The sequence below is a fragment of the Polynucleobacter sp. Adler-ghost genome, assembly GCF_018688495.1.
Lineage (GTDB): Bacteria > Pseudomonadota > Gammaproteobacteria > Burkholderiales > Burkholderiaceae > Polynucleobacter.
Map to the genome: position 1 here is coordinate 1,166,520 of NZ_CP061320.1, position 17,172 is coordinate 1,183,691.

The window sequence follows — 17,172 nt, forward strand, 5'->3', positions numbered from 1 at the left end:
TCTTAATTTTTTTTGTGCATGAATTTAAAGAATTCGCCGTTAGGCTCAAGCACCATGACGTCCTTCTTATCTTTAAAGGAGCTTCGGTAGGCCTGAAGACTTTGATAGAACTGTGCAAACTGAGGATCACGTCCAAATGCATCGGCATACAAAGCAGTAGCTGTGGCATCACCAGATCCCTTAATTTTTTGGGCTTCACGATAGGCTTCAGCCAAAATCGTGTCACGCTGACGCTCTGCATTGGCTCGAATCTTGTCTGACTCTGCAGCACCTGTGGAGCGTAGCTCGTTAGCGACGCGTTTACGCTCTGCTTCCATCCGCCTATAAACGGAGTCACTGATTTCTGCCAATAGATCTACTCGCTTGAGGCGAACGTCAACGATTTCGACGCCAATGTCAGAAGCATCGTCAGCTACTTTTGTACGAATACCCTGCATCACTTGCTCACGTTGATCTGAAATGATCTCTCTGACCGTGCGCTTAGTAAATTCTTCATTCAAGGCAGAGCGCACTAACTGAGTTAAGCGATCTTGTGCCAAACGTTCATCACCTTTAAAGCTAACAAAGAACTTACGGGGATCAACAATACGCCACTTCACATAAGAATCTACCAAAAGATTTTTCTTCTCAGAGGTAATAAAGCGCTCTGCTTCCGGAGTGTCAATTGTCAAAATACGACGATCAAAGAAGCGTACGTTTTCAAAGGGCGCTGGGAACTTCACTTGCAGACCAGGCTGCTCAATCACGCGCACGATTTGCCCAAAAGAAAACACCACAGCAAAGTTACGCTGATCGACCACAAAAATACTTGAAGTCAGAACATAGAACAGGCCAATCAGGCCAGCAATGGCGGCTAAGAGACGATTTGCATTCATTATCTTGCATCCCCTCTATCACGGTTTCTCAAGCCGTCGCGTTTATCGGAAGCGCCAATGCCTGAGGTGTTGCTGGGGCTGGGGCTAGCTGTATTGTTGCTAAATGGGGCCGCTGGATTACCTGTTGCACCACCCACTGTCACAGATCCAGTAGGCGTTGAAGTTGGCGCCTGACCGGAAGCAACTTGTGCGCTTTCTGCGCTTACCTGGGCGATGATTTTATCTAGAGGCAAGTACAGCATGCTGTTGCTCTTAGTAGTGTCTACTAATACCTTAGACACGTTGTTGTACATCTCGCGCATGCTATCGATGTACATCCGATCGCGTGTCACACCTGGCGCTTTTGCGTACTCAGTCAGCACTTGCTTAAAGCGGTTTGCATCACCCTCTGCGGTGGCAACCACTCTAGACTTATAACCTTCGGCCTCTTGAATGAGTCGGTCGGCTGTACCCTTGGCGCGTGGAATGATGTCGTTCGCATAAGCTTGACCTTCACTCTTGAGTCGCTCCTGATCTTGTCCAGCCTTAACAGCATCATCGAATGCTGCCTGCACTTGCTCAGGCGGTTGAACGTTTTGAACAGTCACGCTCGTCACGTAAATACCAGTTTTATAGCTATCTAGAATCTTCTGTATTGAGGCAGCTAAGTCAATCGCAATCTTTTCACGGCCTTCATACAAAACAGTATCCATCTTGCTACGCGCCACAATTTCACGTACTGCAGTTTCTGCAGCTTGCACCACAGTGGTGTCGGGATCGCGATTGTTAAACAAATAATCAGTTGGATCTTTTAAGCGGTACTGCACTGCGAAACGCACATCAATAATATTTTCGTCTTCCGTGAGCATGGAAGTATCTTTTTGATTGGTTGCTTTAATCAAAATAGAACGGCCAACCTCGACAGAACGCACACCGGAGACGTTAACGATTTGCTCGGTCTGAACAGGCCAAGGCATGCGCCAGTTAATACCAGGGCCTGCAGTGTAAGCATACTTACCAAAAGTGGTAACCACGCCCGACTGACCTTCTTGAATGATGTAAAAACCACTAAAGATCCACAGCAGTACCACACCGCCTGCAGCCATGATTACCGTGACTTTGGATCCAAAGGGATTGGTGAAATTAAAGTTAGGCGCATTAAAGCCGCCGCCACCGTTACCACCATTACCGCGCTGTGATGGCGGAGGAATATCAGTACTACTCGGCTTATTGCCTGGCGCACTGGATGTTGAGCCTGGCTTTTTCTTGCCGCCAAAAATACCGCTCAGGCGATCATTAAAGTCGCGCCATAACTCATCCAAATCTGGAGGACCATCTGGCCTCGCAGGCTGATTTTGTGGTTGAGCTTCAACAGGCTTATCTGACCCCGGCTTAGCAGGATCTACTTTTGGAGCCTGATCAGAGCCTTGACCTTCTTTGGCATCTTTAGATCCATTACCAGGTTGACTGTTACCCCAGCCTGGATCATTGACCGAAAATAGTTCGAGAAATTTACGCATCGTTTGGTGAGTACTTACGGTTAGGAATCGGATTAAATTCGGAAGTTTCTGGTCGTTCTGGTAAAGGAGCTAAAAACTCGTCTGGGTCCATTTGAACTTTGGCGCGATTCTGCTCGACCCTTATTCTATCAGTCATTTGAGAGCATTCAGCAAGGGCTGATCGCAATAAATCAAGGCCTAGGCCCGTCTTGGCGGAGAGGAAAACCTGGCTAGGAATTCCCTCGGCATCGCGCACTATGACCGCCCCTTCCGTAAAAGTCTGGGGCATCTGATCAATCTTGTTCATGACCTCAATTCGGGGGATATCATCAGCCCCGATTTCCCGTAAAACAGCTTCTACTTCAGCCTTTTGCTCCCTTGCGACTGGGCTACAGGCGTCAATCACGTGCAAAATCAGATCAGCATGAATGGTTTCATCCAAGGTTGCCCTGAATGCCTCCACCAGCTGGTGCGGTAACTCTCGGATAAATCCCACTGTATCGGAAACCACAATTGAACCCACACCGTCTAAATGGACTTTACGGGAGGTTGTGTCTAGGGTTGCAAATAACTGATCTGCCGCATAAGTCCCTGCTTTTGTAAGGGAATTAAACAAAGTGGATTTACCAGCGTTGGTGTAACCCACCAGCGAAACTGAAAAAATGTCCCTTCGATTACGAGCTCTTCTTTGCGTTCTCTGCTGGCGCTGAAGCTTCTCAAGCTCGACCTCTAAACGTTTAGCCTTAGTTGCCAGCATCCGCCGATCTAACTCCATCTGGGTTTCACCAGGACCGCCCCGCACACCAATACCACCGCGTTGACGCTCTAGGTGACTCCAGGCACGCACCAATCGAGACATGCGGTAGCGAACCTGGGCTAACTCGACCTGCGTTTTACCGATATGACTTTGCGCTCTTTGGCTAAAGATGTCCAAAATCAGACCGGTTCGGTCCATCACATGAAAGCCAATATGGCGCTCTAAATTACGTTGCTGGGTTGGGGAAAGTGGATGGTTAAAGATCACCAATTCTGCACCATGCTCTTCCATCGCTTTTTTAACTTCATTCGCCTTGCCTGAACCAATAAACAAAGCGGGATCCGTTTTACCCTTGCGGGCAATCACACTGGTGATAGGTATGGAGCCGGCACTTTGCGCAAGCAGGCTGAGCTCTGCCATGCTGTCCGCAAAATCTTCACGGCCTGTGTCGACACCAACCAGAACGGCACGCGCCGCATCTACACCCGTTTTAAACAGAGCTAACTTCTTCCGTGCGGAACTCCACTGCGCGAGCAGGAACAATGGTAGAAATTGCGTGTTTGTAGACCATCTGAGTTACGGTATTGCGCAAGAGGACTACGTATTGATCGAACGATTCAATATTGCCCTGCAGCTTAATGCCATTAACAAGATAAATGGAGACAGGAACGTGCTCTTTGCGCAAGGCATTGAGGAAAGGATCCTGTAGTAATTGGATTTTGCTGTTGTTCATACTGCTCCTTAATGGTTTTTCTTTGCTGCTATTTTGGGAGTCTTGCTTTTTTATCTATTGATCTATTGCTAGGTGATGCTAAAACGGCTGTATGTCTCCAACATAAGGGGGCTGATACTTAAAAAAACAAGCCCCTCACTTAGAACACAATTAAAACTGTAGCTCTATTTTTACCTTTTTACTTCTTTTTACCTTTTTTAGCCTTGTCCGCATCAACATAAGGGTTTTTAGCGGTATTCATCTGAATACGCAAAGGGGTGCCCCGCAACTTGAAGACCTCTCTAAAGCGACCTTCTAGGTAGCGCTTATAGCTATCGGTTACACCACTCAAGGAGGTTCCGTGAATCACCACAATGGGGGGATTCATACCGCCCTGGTGGGCATAGCGTAATTTTGGACGACCCATACCGACACGCTTAGGCTGTTGGTGCTCAATAGCCTCCTGCAAAATGCGAGTCAGTTTCGGGGTTGGCAATTTCGCCATCGCTGCGGCATAAGCTAGATCAACATCTTTAAATAGCTCTTTGAGGCCGGTACCCTTTTTAGCAGAGATCGGGTGTACGTTTGCAAAATCGAGGAAACGTAATTTTTGAGCAATCTCTAAACGCGCGCGTTCTTTGACGTAAGTGTCCAGACCATCCCACTTATTCACGGCCACGACTAATGCACGTCCTGCCTCGACAATAAATCCAGCGATATGGGCGTCTTGCTCAGAAATATCCTGTTGAGCATCGAGCATCAGAATAACCACGTTGCAATCTGCAATCGCTTGTAATGTTTTAACAACTGAAAATTTCTCAATCGCTTCAAATACTTTTCCACGACGACGCAAACCTGCAGTATCTACGAGGATATAAGGCTTACCATTGCGTTCAAACGGCACTTCAATGGCATCACGGGTAGTGCCTGGCATATCAAATGCGATCACACGCTCTTCACCGATCAATTTATTGATCAGGGTGGATTTACCAACGTTAGGACGGCCCACCACCGCAATCTTCATGGGACGATTGGGATCGTTTTCTTGCTCTTCTGGTTCTGGCTCTGGAATACCTAGAGAATCTAAAGCGTCATCAATCAAACCACGAACACCATCACCGTGCGCTGATGAGATCGGGAATGGCTCGCCTAAACCCAGTTCATGAAAGTCTGCGGTGACCACGCCAGACTGCATACCTTCAGTTTTGTTCACCGCCAAGATGATCGGCCTACCAGTCTTGCGCAAGAAATCGGCAATCACGCGATCTTGTGAAGCCATACCTAAACGGCCATCCACCAAGAAAATCACAATGTCGGATTCAGCAACAGCTTGTTTGGTTTGCTTTGCCATCTCGGCAACAATACCGGTCTTGGCTACAGGCTCAAAACCACCGGTGTCTACGCAAATAAATGCGCGTTCGCCAATGCGGCCTTTGCCGTAGTGACGGTCGCGGGTCAGACCTGAGAAGTCAGCAACCAAAGCATCGCGTGAACGCGTTAAGCGATTAAAGAGAGTCGATTTACCAACGTTAGGACGACCGACAATAGTAATTACTGGATTCATTTTGGACTGTACGCCGCTAGTTTTCCACCTTGAGACTGAACCAAGATGAGGCCATTCACCGCAATCGGTGCGGCTGTGATGGGACTACTGTCATGACGAATGCGTGCCAGCATTTCACCGTTTGCTTGTGAGAGTGCATGCACATAACCTTGTGCATCGCCAAGGAGTAAAACCTTGCCAACCGCCATTGGCTCGCCGACATCTCTAAATGTCAGTTGCGTATTTTCCCAAAATTGTGAACCGTCCTTTACGGCAAAGGCGGTAACATGCGATTTCTCATTTGAGGAGAAAACCAAATCCGGACTTTGCGCTGTGCCAGTATAGCTTGAGTAATCTTTGAACCACAGTAAATTACCGGTACGCGCTTGGCCACAACCTATACGGCCCTGATAAGAGACTGCGCAAATGATTTCGCCTTCCATGCTCGGCTTAGCTGTCACATCATTGAGACGCTCAATTTCAGAAAATCCCTTTGGAAATGAAACCGGGGTTTCCCAAACTAGACCGCCATTCGCAATCGCAATCATGCCAAAGCGACCACCAGAAAACCCAGTCACAATCACTTCATTACCAATGGCGAGCATTCCGTAACCAACGCGCAATGACAGAGCGGATTGTTGGCGCTGATAAGTCCACTTGCGCACACCGGTCTGAGCATCAAAACCAATAAAGCGATTATCTAAAGCTCGAATAATGACTATGCCGCCAGCAACCACCGGCTCTGATAGAACCTCGCTACCAACGCTCACATTCCAAATAGCCTTGCCAGTATCGTCGTAGGCATAGACCGTTCCTTTGGTAGTGACTACTGCCGTAGTACGACCATCCGACCCAGGCCCAATCGATAGGCGATCTGGTACAGATACTTCCCATACTTTTTGACCAGTGCGTAAATCAATCTTGGCGAGATTGCCGCGATGAGAGGCAGCATAAACGGCATCACCCGCCACTGCAGGATGAAAATTAAATGGCTCAGATGAACCTACGCTGGCTGTCCATACAGGAGCAAAGTCAAATTGATTGCTAACGGGAACTAGCTCCGCAGGCTTGCGAACACGCGAGCCGCCTGAACAAGCTACTAGGGCTGCTACCACAGAGCCTAGTACTAAAGCTGTACTTGCTAGTTTTGCTACGCGTTTGCAATCCATCATCACTGAGCTACTCCTCCGACGGCATCCAATTTAACCTTTAAGAGACGACGCGCCTCTTCAGGGAATTCTTTTGCATCATTTAACTGCTTCCAAGCAGCCTCATAACTCTTGCGTGCATCCGCCGTATTCTTTTGTGCCAAATACCAATCGCCGCGGCGCTCTGACCATAAAGGCTCAAAGCCTGAAACCGGTTTTTCTTTCAATATTGCATCCGCTTCTGCAAAATCTTTTTCAGTACCAAGCTCAATTAATTGTGCAGTTAGGCGTAATTTAGCTAAGGCTAAATATCCTTGATCAGAGGCATTCTTCGTAGCCCAGCGCAAATAATCCATCGCTTTTGCTAAGTCACCCGCATCAGAGGCAATCTTGGCAGCCACTAAACTAGACATTGCCGCATAGGGAGTACTAGAGAACTGTTTTTGTAAATCATCAGCGGCACGTAAAGTTTGATCTTTATCACCCTTGTTAATCGCAGTAACCATAGTCTCGTATAACTGGGATGCCGCTGCAGCTTGGCTAGTCCGCCACCATTGATATCCGTTATAGCCTGCATAGGCAAATAAGGCAGCTGTCACCACACCAGTGATCAGGTTGCGATACTTTTGCCAAAACGCTTTAAGTTGATCTAATTGTTCTTGTTCTTCTAGGTCTAAAGGCATGTCAATCCAAGCAAATAAATACAGTATTAATCATCAATGGCTTCATTCTATTCGGTGGCGCCTACTATGGCGTCAATTACCGCCTCTACAACGCTGTCGAGGGCAACTGCCTTCTGTTCACCAGTACTACGCAAATCTTTGAGTTGAGCCTCATTCTTAGCCAACTCATCTGGGCCAATGATGACAGCATAGGCTGCCCCACTCGCATCCGCCTTCTTCATTTGCGACTTAAAGCTAGCAGCCTGACCATCGGGAGGGCAAAACAGGATGACATCGATGCCCGCATTTCGGAGGCGCTCAGCAATGATCATGGCGGAAGTTAAAGTCTCACCCCCTTGATGAATAACAAAAGCATCGCATTGAGCCTGTGCTTCTGGCAAAGACCCAGAAACCTTCATGAGCTCTAAGACGCGCTCCATTCCCATTGCCCAACCGCAGGCTGGAGCAGCTTTGCCACCCATACGTTCAATCAAGGGATCATAGCGACCGCCGCCAGCAATCGTGCCTTGAGCCCCTAGTTCTTCGGTAATCCACTCGAAAACAGTCAGGTTGTAATAATCCAAACCACGTACCAAGCGGGGATTGATTTTGCAAGGAATGTTGTTGGCCTTGAGTAATGCTTGCACCGCCTCAAAATGCTTGAGCGATTCTTCACCTAAGAAATCCAATAACTTGGGTGCGCCTTCAATCAACTCTTGCATTGCTGGATTCTTAGAGTCCAAGATGCGCAATGGGTTCGTTAATAAACGGCGCTGAGAATCTTCATCGAGCTGATCTTTGTTTTTCTCAAAGTACGTTACCAAGGCGGCGCGATGCTCGGCACGCTCAGGTGCTTGACCTAAAGAATTAATCTCCAGACGCACACCCTTCAAACCAAGCTCGTCCCACAAACGTTGACCCATCAAAATGATTTCCGCATCGATATCTGGACCAGCAAAGCCTAAGGCTTCAATACCAAATTGATGAAACTGACGATAGCGACCACGCTGAGGGCGCTCATGACGGAACATCGGTCCGGTATACCAAAGACGCTTTGGTCCTTCATACAAAAGATTGTTTTCAATCACGGAGCGAACTAAAGCAGCAGTCCCTTCTGGACGCAATGTGAGCTGTTCACCATTCAGTCGGTCTTCAAACGAATACATCTCTTTTTCAACAATGTCGGTTACCTCACCAATACCGCGCTGAAATACTGCAGTAGCCTCAACAATCGGGGTGCGGAGGAATTCATATCCATAGGCACGGGTGAGGTCACGCAGAACATGTTCTAAATGTGTCCACTGCGCAGCATCGGCTGGCAAGAGATCATTCATGCCGCGTACGCCATTGATTTTTTGAATCTTTTGCGCTTTAGTTGGGTTTGCCTGGTCAGTCATGAGGTGCTTTGGTGGATTTCTTTTTATTGTTATTTCGGCGCGTAATTTTGCTTCACGTACTCATCGACAATGACCTGAAACTCTTGAGCAATATTATCGCCACGCAAGGTTTTGACTTTGACGCCATCTACGAATACAGGTGCAGCTGGAGTTTCGCCAGTGCCTGGCAATGAGATACCAATATTGGCATGCTTACTCTCACCGGGGCCATTGACAATACAACCCATCACAGCGACATTCATTGCCTCAACACCCGGGTGGGTTTTTTTCCACACCGGCATTTGCTGACGTAGGTAGGATTGAATATTGGCGGCCAATTCTTGAAAGGTGGTGCTCGTTGTTCTGCCACAACCCGGACAGGCAATCACCATAGGTGTGAAATTACGCAATCCCATGGTTTGTAAAATCTCTTGAGCCACAATGATTTCATTCTCTCGTGGCGCACCTGGGTCAGGCGTTAAAGAAACTCGAATAGTGTCGCCAATACCCTCTTGCAACAAGATACCCAATGCCGCAGTGGAGGAAACAATACCCTTGCTTCCCATGCCTGCTTCGGTCAATCCCAAATGCAATGGGTAATCTGAGCGATTAGAGAGATCGCGATACACCGCAACCAGATCTTGTACGTTACTGACTTTACAAGACAAAATAATTTGGTTTGGATTCATACCAAACTCCACCGCTTTTTCAGCAGACTGCAAGGCTGACTGAATCAAAGCTTCAATCATGACCTCTTGCGCAGTCTTGGGAACTGGCAGTGCTGCATTAGCATCCATGATGCTGGCTAACAAGTCTTGATCCAAGCTACCCCAGTTCACACCAATGCGAATCGGCTTGTCGTATGTACAGGCCGCTTCAATCATTTGCGCAAATTGCGGATCACGTTTAGCGCCCTTACCTACGTTACCGGGATTAATTCGATACTTCGATAAAGCCTTGGCACACTCAGGATAGTCTTTTAATAGGGTGTGTCCGTTGTAGTGGAAGTCACCGATCAATGGCACTAAGACATCCATCTTGTCTAACTGCTCACGAATATAGGGCACTGCTGCAGCTGCAGCTGGAGTATCCACAGTGATACGAACCATCTCTGAGCCAGCACGAGCCAACTCTTTAATCTGGATAGCGGTACCGACTGCATCAGCAGTATCGGTATTGGTCATCGATTGCACGCGCACTGGTGCGTTACCACCAATCGTAATGATGTTGGTTTTCCAGGCAACTGTTGCCTGACGTGTTTCTCGTTTTGGCAATGGGCCTAATGGCAGCTTTGCAGGATTGCTAGATGTATCGCTCATAGGACTCTTTTTATGAAATTAGTCGTCTAATCTTTTAAGCCACTGCACTGGGTGCTCAGCTAGGTACTCTTGCTCTTCTTCATCATCATCAAGACTATCAGTATCGTCATCTTGACCCAAATTCATCTGCTTGTCATGTACGGCACGCTCACGCACTTTGGTGCGATCAACCACATCACCCGCTAATTGACCACAGGCTGCAGCAATATCATCGCCTCGGGTTTTACGAACAGTAGCGACCATGCCAGCGTCCAATAAAATGCTGGCGAAGGCATGAACGCGCTGCGCTGTTGAGCGTGTTAATCCTGACTCTGGAAACGGATTAAATGGAATCAGATTGATTTTGCATTTGATGTTTGCCAGTAAACGCACTAACTCCTTAGCCTGAATATCAGAGTCATTAACGCCATCGAGCATGCAATATTCAAAGGTTAAGAAATCTCTTGGGGCAAAAGGTAAATACCGTTCGCACGCAGCAAGCAATTCTCTTAATGGATACTTTTGATTGAGTGGAACGAGTTGATCGCGTAGCTTATCGTTCGGTGCATGCAATGACACCGCCAATGCGACTGGGCAATCTTGTGCCAAGCGATCAATCATTGGTACTACGCCAGAGGTTGAGAGCGTCACACGACGACGCGATAAACCATAGGCTCTGTCATCGAGCATCAAACGTAAAGCCGTTACCACGTTATCATAGTTGAGCAAAGGCTCACCCATACCCATCAGCACCACGTTCGAAATTACACGACCCGTGTGCTCCCAACCTGGAGTTGGATATTTCTCAATACGGCGAACGGCATTTGGATCTGTGCGGAGTAAATGTTCTGCAAACCAGAGTTGACCAATGATTTCACCAGCGGTGAGATTGCGTGAGAAGCCTTGATGCCCCGTTGAGCAAAAACGGCAATTGACTGCACAACCAGCCTGAGATGAAATGCACAAGGTGCCACGATCATCTTCAGGAATAAATACAGACTCGACAGCATTTCCAGCGCCAACATCGAGCAACCACTTCCGGGTACCATCGGCTGCATGCTCATCTTTCATGATTGGCAGTGAAAGAACTTCTGCCTTATCGAGCAGCGTTGCTCTAAAGCTTTTTGCTAGATCACTCATGTCATTAATGTCAGAAACACCACGTTGGTGTATCCACTGCATGAGCTGCTTTGCCCTAAAGGGCTTTTCATTTAACCCCGCGACATACGCTGCCATTTGGTCAGCGTCAAAATCTAAGAGATTTACGCGCGGGGAGGTCAATGCGACTACTTATGTATTAAATAGCTTATTCGTTAGCAATCGTGAATTAACGATTGAAAACATTCATGCCAGCGAAGAAGAATGCAACTTCGACAGCTGCAGTTTCAGGAGCATCAGAGCCATGAACCGCGTTTGCATCGATGCTATCAGCGAAATCAGCACGAATCGTACCTTTATCTGCCTTCTTAGGATCGGTAGCACCCATCAAGTCACGGTTCTTAGCAATTGCGCCTTCGCCTTCCAATACCTGAATCATGACAGGACCAGAAATCATGAAGCTCACTAAATCCTTGAAGAAAGGACGTGCTGAGTGAACGGCGTAAAACTGCTCGGCTTCAGCTTGTGACAAATGCGCCATTCTGGACGCAACAATCTTCAAACCAGCAGACTCGAAACGGTCATAGATCTTGCCAATGACGTTTTTTGCTACAGCGTCAGGTTTGATGATAGAAAGGGTGCGTTCAATAGCCATGTAAAACTCCAATAGTGATTTCAAAGATTTTGCCAAATTGGCGCTGAATTAGGTCCAGAGAGAACTTCTCCCCTACTTCCTACAACGCGCCAGGATTTCGGCGACCCCCAAATTATACATCGGCTGACCGTATTTACCCTGATCTGAGCGGGTCTAAGCCATTGAATTTACAGGGCATAACCCTTCAATTTGTAGTCCTTTTCAGGGGGGGCTTGAAATTACCCTATTTTGTCTATACTTACTGTCAACAGTCCCTTGTGGGCTTATGTATTCACAATGAAAAAGGAGTCAATATGAGCGATCTAAACTCTTACGGCTTTGGGCAAACTGGCTCGATTAGCACCCCTCAAGTACGCAACCGCGTACTGCGCAACACTTACGCCCTTTTGGCGCTCTCGATGGTTCCGACTGTCATTGGCGCATGGCTTGGCGTTGCTTTTGGGCTGAACTTCATGGCGGGCAGTCCTTTTCTAGGCTTCATCGTCTTCATGGCAATCGCTTTTGGTTTCTTCTGGGCGATTGAGAAAAACAAAGACACTGGAGCAGGCGTTCTGCTGCTGCTGGGTTTCACCTTCTTTATGGGCATCATGATGTCCGGCTTAGTGGGCTACACCCTCAATAGCTACAGCAATGGCGCAACCTTAATCATGCTGGCCTTTGGTGGTACTGCTGCAATTTTTGCAGTCATGGCCTCCATTGCTACCGTGAGCAAGAGCGACTTCTCAGGCATGGGTAAATGGTTGATGGTTGGCGTACTGCTCTTGATCGTGGCTTCATTAGCCAACATCTGGTTGCAATTGCCTGCTTTGATGCTCACTGTGATGGTTCTCGCAATTGCGATCTTCTCAGCTTTCATCTTGGTTGACGTACAGCGCATCATCAACGGTGGTGAGACCAACTACGTGATGGCAACTTTAGCTATCTACCTAGATGTGTATAACGTCTTCACAAACTTGCTCGCACTCTTGGGTATTGTGGGCGGTAATAGAGATTAAGCATTGGTATGCTTCAATAGAAAAGGCACCTGAGGGTGCCTTTTTCTTTATCTCGATCATCATCTGCTGAGTTGTCAGGGTCTTTCAAATACCGCCATGGATTCCACATGGGAGGTATGGGGGAACATATTGACGATACCCGCACTCTTGAGACTGTAACCTGCTTGATGACACAAAATCTCGGCATCTCTAGCTAGTGTCTTAGGATTGCAAGAGACATAGACAATGCGTTGGGGCGGAAGATCACTACCCTGCTCATGCAATTGGGCTAAGGCTTGGCATATTTCCATAGCACCTTCGCGCGGCGGATCCATTAACCAGCGCTCAGCTTTGCCCCATGAGGCAATCGTTTCTGTTATCACTTCAAACAAATTGCTTTGCATGAAACTGACTTTATCTGCCAGTTGATTGTGTTCGGCATTGGCTTTAGCTCTAGCTGTCAGAGTTTCTAAGCCTTCAATACCTAAGACAGTATTTGCTCGCCTTGCAAGCGGTAAGGTGAAGTTACCAATGCCACAGAATAAGTCGAGTACACGATCACTTGCCTGAACATCTAAAAGACGAATCGCCCTACTGACCAATGCACGATTCATCATGTGATTGACTTGCGTGAAATCCGCCGGCTTGAAGGGCATCTCGATTTCAAATTCAGGTAAGCGATAACAAAGCTTACCTGTTAGCGGGTAGAACGGCGCAACAGTTTCTATGCCTTTGGGCTGCAACCAAATCCAGACCTGATGCTCATCTGCAAAATCTCTGAGCAACTGTTCATCTGCTGGTGTAAGTGGAAGGAGATTTCTAAACACCAAGGCAGTGACCGGCTTTGCTTTTTTAAGGTCGTCCGAATTGGGATCCTCGGGCTCACCAACAGCGATTTCGATTTGCGGCATACGATCCACAATCGATAAGCCCATCACCAATTTACGCATCTCTGGCAATAAATCAGATACATGCTTAGGTAAAATTTCGCAAGCAGTCATATCAGCGACATAGCCACTCTTGCCTTCATGAAATCCAATCAGTACGGTACCTTTTTTAATCGAGCGATTGACGGCGCTTAAGCGTGCGCGATGACGATACTCCCAAGCAGGACCACCCATCGGACGAAGAATCTCTTCAGGAGCCACTTTTGCTATGTGCTTGAGATCATCTTCGAGTACCCGTTGCTTCATGGCTACCTGCGCTCGAATATCTAAGTGCTGCATAGTGCAGCCACCACATACGCCAAATGCTTTGCACTTAGGCTCCGCTCTAAATACGGCAGGCTTGAGGATATCGAGAACTTTGGCTTTACTAAAGCGAGCTTTGTCACGCGTAATGACGTAAGTGACTAGTTCAGTTGGCAAGGCACCTTGAATAAAGACAACCTTACCGCTTTGACCTTGATTAAGCTCTTCCTCGTTAGGTGTCAAGCGTGCAATCCCTTGTGCTTCTAAATCAAGGGAATCAACTCGGACTGGCTCAGTCACAATAATGTGGACTGGCTTTTCTCCTCTACGCATCCGGAGTAAAGCCTAAGAGATATTCTTGCCACTGTTCACCATGTGGCTCTTTAGACTCTTTCTCTAAATACGCTTTTACAAAAGCAATTTCTTCTTTGTATTCTTCTAATGAGAAACCACCACGCAGTAGCTGAAAGCGGCAATACATCAGATAGGTATTAACCACATCAGTTTCACAATAGCGACGAATCTCATCAATTCTGCCTTCTTGATACGCAGGCCATACTTGACTGCCATCCATTCCCATCTTGCCTGGGAAACCGCAAAGTTTTGCTAGGCCATCGAGAGGTGCGTTGGCGCGACCATTAAATTTAGCTAAAAGATCCATTAAATCTAAATGGCGCATGTGGTAACGACTGATGTAGTTGTTCCACTTAAATTCTCGGCTATCGTTTTCTTGGCTCTCACCCATCTCCCAATACCGCGGCGCTTGCACATGGTTTGCTAATGCGCGGTAATGCAGTACCGGCAAGTCAAAACCACTGCCATTCCACGACACTAACTGGGGAGTGTATTTTTCAATGAGCTCAAAGAAGGTCTGAATCAATACTTTTTCATCATCTTGCGCACTGCCTAAGGTTCCCACCTTAATTTGAGGTGAGCCGTCTTTGCTGGTTCTGCGAATGACACAGGAGATAGCGCAGATACGCTGTAAATATAGTGGGAGAAATTCGATACCGGTTTTCTCGGCGCGCTCTGCCATCGCTTTTGTAGCAACTTCACTATCTGAAAGCGTATCCGGATAGTCATTGAGGCGACGTAGTCCTGCAACATCAGGAATAGTTTCAATATCGAAGACGAGAACGGTTGCCATACTTAAATCGCTAGCAATAGATTGAAAGCAATTACTGCAAGTACGGCGTTGGATTTACAGGCTTGCCATTCACGCGTAATTCGAAGTGGAGCTTGACTGAAGTCGCATCGGTATCACCCATCTCGGCAATCTTCTGACCCTTCTTAACTGAATCACCCTCTTTCACCAAGAGTGTGCGATTGTGAGCATAGGCCGTCAGATATGTATTGTCATGCTTGATGATGATCAGGTTGCCGTAGCCACGCAAGCTGTTGCCAGCGTAAACCACCTTGCCTTCAGAAGCTGCCATTACAGGCTCGCCTAACTTACCTGCAATATCAATACCCTTGGTCTTTTCACTGAAATCATCTGTGACCTTACCTTTAGCTGGCCACGATAAACGAATACCCGGCTCAGCAACGATTTCTTTAGGGACTTCTTTGGCAGCATCTACTTTTGGCGCATCGGTTTTGGGGGTATCGCCAGCTGTTTTCGGAATTGGCTTCACAGTCATTTTGCTATTGGCTGGCGGCCTTACCAAAATGAGCTCATCTACTTCAATTAAGTTTGGGTTCGATAAATTATTCCACTGCACTAAATCGCGTGGAGACTGACCGTTATCTAATGCAATCCTCGCCAAGGTATCACCGCGTTTAACGCGATAGTAGCCTGGAGGAGTTGGCTCACTGCTGCCACCGCCACCGCTACGATCAACCACAGTCGCTGGCTTAGCTCTCGGGGTAGTTGAGCAACCGACATTGAGTAGCAAAGAAGTGATTGCCAGTATCAGTAGGAGGTATTTAGATGGGAGATTCATAGGAATTTTCATACTACCCCTGATTGTAAGGGGACAAAAAAGACCTCGTCCAGAACGGTTCTTTGATAGCGCTGGGAGCTCATCCGCTCAACCATGATCAATTGCTGTTCTTTCTCATTCTTGGCAACCGGGGCCACTAGGCGTCCGCCAATGGCCAATTGATCCAATAAGGCGTCTGGAATACCTAAACCTGCAGCTGCCAGAATGATTCCATCAAAAGGGGCTGCTTGAGGCAAACCTAGGATGCCATCGCCATAAATGAGGCGTAGGTTTTTAATCCGGAAGGGTCGCAACCTCTCTCTTGCCATATCGTGTAATGGACGAATACGCTCGATTGAATACACCTCATCCGATAACAAACTGAGAACGGCTGCCTGGTATCCACAGCCAGTACCAATCTCCAATACTTTTCCTAAAGATTGCTTGGGCTTATGCAAAAGCTCAATCATGCGTGCCACTACCGATGGCTTGGAAATCGTTTGCGAGTGACCGATTGGTAAAGCGGTATCTTCGTAGGCTTGAGGATGCATACCTGCATCCATAAATGCATGGCGCGGGACGGTAGCAATGGCCTCTAAGGTTTTGCCGTGCTTCACTCCAGCAGCAAGAACTTTGGCTGCTAAAGCTTGCCGATGGCCAGCGTTACGTTCTGCCGCTGACTTCAACCGCGTGTCCAGCCATCAGCCCGCATGGCAGCCAAGCGCGCATGATGCGTTAGATCTAATTGCATCGGCGTGATGGAGATGCACCCCTCATCAATGGCATGAAAGTCTGTACCTTCAGAGCTGTCTTTGGCATGTCCTGCTGCACCAATCCAATAAATATCATCACCACGTGGACTTTTTTGCACCACTACCGGTTGCGAGTGATGGCGATTACCTAAGCGCGTCACACGCCAGCGATTAAGGTCAGCATAGGGGCGATTCGGAATGTTGACGTTGAGTAAGGTAGCGGCGCCATCGGTGTGGGTCACATTGGATGCCAGGGTTTGCGCGACGATATCGTGCGCTGCTTTGGCGGCATCTTCAATCCGGTTCCAGCCCTTATCGATTTGTGAAAAGGCAATTCCTGGAACACCAAACATCACACCTTCTACTGCGGCAGCTACAGTGCCCGAGTACAGGGTATCTTCACCCATGTTCTCGCCTTGATTGATACCAGAAACTACCAAGTCTGGCTTCTCATCCAAGAAACCCGTCATGGCGATATGTACACAATCGGTCGGCGTGCCATTAATAAATAGGAAGCCATCGCGCTCACCACCTGCCACCCGATGAATTGATAGTGGTCGTGAGAGTGTTAACGAGTTCGATGCACCACTGTGATTTTGCTCAGGAGCAATTACTGTAACTCGACCTAATGGGCGAATGGCGTTGACCAAAGCTAAAAGACCAGGCGCAAGATAGCCATCATCATTTGAAATCAGAATATGTGGCTGTTTTGTGTTTTCACTCATCAATATC

The 17,172-nt window shown here is 47.7% G+C and carries 16 protein-coding genes and 1 pseudogene; 1 reads left to right on the top strand and 16 read right to left on the bottom strand.

All coding sequences use genetic code 11. The features are described 5' to 3' along the window. Positions 1-2: 2 nt before the first annotated feature. The 11 genes from hflC to ndk all read right to left on the bottom strand — a co-directional run bounded on the left by hflC (position 3) and on the right by ndk (position 11,602). A complete protein-coding gene (hflC, locus tag ICV89_RS06070) occupies positions 3-875 on the bottom strand; it encodes a protease modulator HflC (RefSeq protein ID WP_215307394.1) in 873 nt (290 codons plus the stop codon). Continuing rightward, positions 875-2,374, bottom strand: a complete 1,500-nt coding sequence (hflK, locus tag ICV89_RS06075; RefSeq protein ID WP_215307396.1) for an FtsH protease activity modulator HflK — start codon at positions 2,372-2,374, stop codon at positions 875-877. The genes hflC and hflK overlap by 1 nt, the downstream gene beginning before the upstream one ends. Then, complete coding sequence (hflX, locus tag ICV89_RS06080; protein ID WP_215310345.1) at positions 2,367-3,572, bottom strand: GTPase HflX; 1,206 nt, start codon at positions 3,570-3,572, stop codon at positions 2,367-2,369. Before hflX ends, hflK begins: the two co-directional genes overlap by 8 nt. 28 nt (positions 3,573-3,600) lie before the next feature. Next, complete coding sequence (gene hfq / locus ICV89_RS06085) at positions 3,601-3,843, bottom strand: RNA chaperone Hfq (protein WP_114653200.1); 243 nt, start codon at positions 3,841-3,843, stop codon at positions 3,601-3,603. A 178-nt stretch (positions 3,844-4,021) separates the two neighbouring features. Beyond that, positions 4,022-5,386 carry a ribosome biogenesis GTPase Der gene (der, locus tag ICV89_RS06090; protein ID WP_215307398.1) on the bottom strand — a complete coding sequence of 455 codons (1,365 nt, stop codon included), beginning with the start codon at positions 5,384-5,386 and terminating at the stop codon, positions 4,022-4,024. Beyond that, positions 5,383-6,537, bottom strand: a complete 1,155-nt coding sequence (gene bamB, locus ICV89_RS06095; protein WP_215307400.1) for an outer membrane protein assembly factor BamB — start codon at positions 6,535-6,537, stop codon at positions 5,383-5,385. Before bamB ends, der begins: the two co-directional genes overlap by 4 nt. Continuing rightward, positions 6,537-7,196 (bottom strand): tetratricopeptide repeat protein, encoded by a 660-nt coding sequence (locus ICV89_RS06100; RefSeq protein ID WP_215307402.1) that lies wholly within the window; start codon positions 7,194-7,196, stop codon positions 6,537-6,539. Before ICV89_RS06100 ends, bamB begins: the two co-directional genes overlap by 1 nt. A 47-nt stretch (positions 7,197-7,243) precedes the next feature. Next, entirely contained in the window at positions 7,244-8,572 is a 1,329-nt protein-coding gene (hisS, locus tag ICV89_RS06105) for a histidine--tRNA ligase (protein ID WP_215307404.1), read from the bottom strand. A 29-nt stretch (positions 8,573-8,601) separates the two neighbouring features. Further along, positions 8,602-9,870 carry a flavodoxin-dependent (E)-4-hydroxy-3-methylbut-2-enyl-diphosphate synthase gene (gene ispG, locus ICV89_RS06110; RefSeq protein WP_215307406.1) on the bottom strand — a complete coding sequence of 423 codons (1,269 nt, stop codon included), beginning with the start codon at positions 9,868-9,870 and terminating at the stop codon, positions 8,602-8,604. Between the two features lie 18 nt (positions 9,871-9,888). Beyond that, positions 9,889-11,085, bottom strand: coding sequence for a 23S rRNA (adenine(2503)-C(2))-methyltransferase RlmN (gene rlmN / locus ICV89_RS06115; RefSeq protein WP_215310346.1), 1,197 nt, complete (start codon positions 11,083-11,085; stop codon positions 9,889-9,891). 91 nt (positions 11,086-11,176) lie between these two features. Then, a complete protein-coding gene (gene ndk, locus ICV89_RS06120; RefSeq protein WP_215307408.1) occupies positions 11,177-11,602 on the bottom strand; it encodes a nucleoside-diphosphate kinase in 426 nt (141 codons plus the stop codon). A 293-nt stretch (positions 11,603-11,895) separates the two neighbouring features. Here ndk and ICV89_RS06125 point away from each other — a divergent pair, with 293 nt between their 5' ends. Beyond that, positions 11,896-12,597 carry a Bax inhibitor-1 family protein gene (locus ICV89_RS06125; RefSeq protein ID WP_215307409.1) on the top strand — a complete coding sequence of 234 codons (702 nt, stop codon included), beginning with the start codon at positions 11,896-11,898 and terminating at the stop codon, positions 12,595-12,597. Between the two features lie 74 nt (positions 12,598-12,671). Here the strand turns inward: ICV89_RS06125 and rlmD are convergent, their stop codons facing one another. From rlmD to surE, 5 genes and pseudogenes are all read right to left on the bottom strand, one after another. Further along, entirely contained in the window at positions 12,672-14,099 is a 1,428-nt protein-coding gene (rlmD, locus tag ICV89_RS06130; protein ID WP_215307412.1) for a 23S rRNA (uracil(1939)-C(5))-methyltransferase RlmD, read from the bottom strand. Beyond that, a complete protein-coding gene (locus ICV89_RS06135; protein ID WP_215307415.1) occupies positions 14,092-14,913 on the bottom strand; it encodes a 3'-5' exonuclease in 822 nt (273 codons plus the stop codon). The genes rlmD and ICV89_RS06135 overlap by 8 nt, the downstream gene beginning before the upstream one ends. Before the next feature lie 31 nt (positions 14,914-14,944). Next, positions 14,945-15,709 (bottom strand): peptidoglycan DD-metalloendopeptidase family protein, encoded by a 765-nt coding sequence (locus tag ICV89_RS06140; RefSeq protein ID WP_215307417.1) that lies wholly within the window; start codon positions 15,707-15,709, stop codon positions 14,945-14,947. 8 nt (positions 15,710-15,717) lie between these two features. Continuing rightward, a pseudogene (locus ICV89_RS06145) lies at positions 15,718-16,341 on the bottom strand (protein-L-isoaspartate(D-aspartate) O-methyltransferase); the annotation flags it as partial. A 29-nt stretch (positions 16,342-16,370) separates the two neighbouring features. Next, positions 16,371-17,165 (bottom strand): 5'/3'-nucleotidase SurE, encoded by a 795-nt coding sequence (gene surE / locus ICV89_RS06150; RefSeq protein WP_215307421.1) that lies wholly within the window; start codon positions 17,163-17,165, stop codon positions 16,371-16,373. Positions 17,166-17,172 lie beyond the last annotated feature (7 nt).

Bases quoted from the DNA above. Each gene is read 5' to 3' on its own strand.
- hflK (WP_215307396.1), bottom strand. From the start codon at position 2,374: ATGCGTAAATTTCTCGAACTATTTTCGGTCAATGATCCAGGCTGGGGT.
- ICV89_RS06125 (WP_215307409.1), top strand. From the start codon at position 11,896: ATGAGCGATCTAAACTCTTACGGCTTTGGGCAAACTGGCTCGATTAGC.
- ICV89_RS06140 (WP_215307417.1), bottom strand. From the start codon at position 15,709: ATGAATCTCCCATCTAAATACCTCCTACTGATACTGGCAATCACTTCT.
- rlmD (WP_215307412.1), bottom strand. From the start codon at position 14,099: ATGCGTAGAGGAGAAAAGCCAGTCCACATTATTGTGACTGAGCCAGTC.
- bamB (WP_215307400.1), bottom strand. From the start codon at position 6,537: ATGATGGATTGCAAACGCGTAGCAAAACTAGCAAGTACAGCTTTAGTA.
- hfq (WP_114653200.1), bottom strand. From the start codon at position 3,843: ATGAACAACAGCAAAATCCAATTACTACAGGATCCTTTCCTCAATGCC.
- rlmN (WP_215310346.1), bottom strand. From the start codon at position 11,085: ATGGCAGCGTATGTCGCGGGGTTAAATGAAAAGCCCTTTAGGGCAAAG.
- hflC (WP_215307394.1), bottom strand. From the start codon at position 875: ATGAATGCAAATCGTCTCTTAGCCGCCATTGCTGGCCTGATTGGCCTG.
- ispG (WP_215307406.1), bottom strand. From the start codon at position 9,870: ATGAGCGATACATCTAGCAATCCTGCAAAGCTGCCATTAGGCCCATTG.
- der (WP_215307398.1), bottom strand. From the start codon at position 5,386: ATGAATCCAGTAATTACTATTGTCGGTCGTCCTAACGTTGGTAAATCG.
- ICV89_RS06135 (WP_215307415.1), bottom strand. From the start codon at position 14,913: ATGGCAACCGTTCTCGTCTTCGATATTGAAACTATTCCTGATGTTGCA.
- ndk (WP_215307408.1), bottom strand. From the start codon at position 11,602: ATGGCTATTGAACGCACCCTTTCTATCATCAAACCTGACGCTGTAGCA.
- hisS (WP_215307404.1), bottom strand. From the start codon at position 8,572: ATGACTGACCAGGCAAACCCAACTAAAGCGCAAAAGATTCAAAAAATC.
- ICV89_RS06100 (WP_215307402.1), bottom strand. From the start codon at position 7,196: ATGCCTTTAGACCTAGAAGAACAAGAACAATTAGATCAACTTAAAGCG.
- surE (WP_215307421.1), bottom strand. From the start codon at position 17,165: ATGAGTGAAAACACAAAACAGCCACATATTCTGATTTCAAATGATGAT.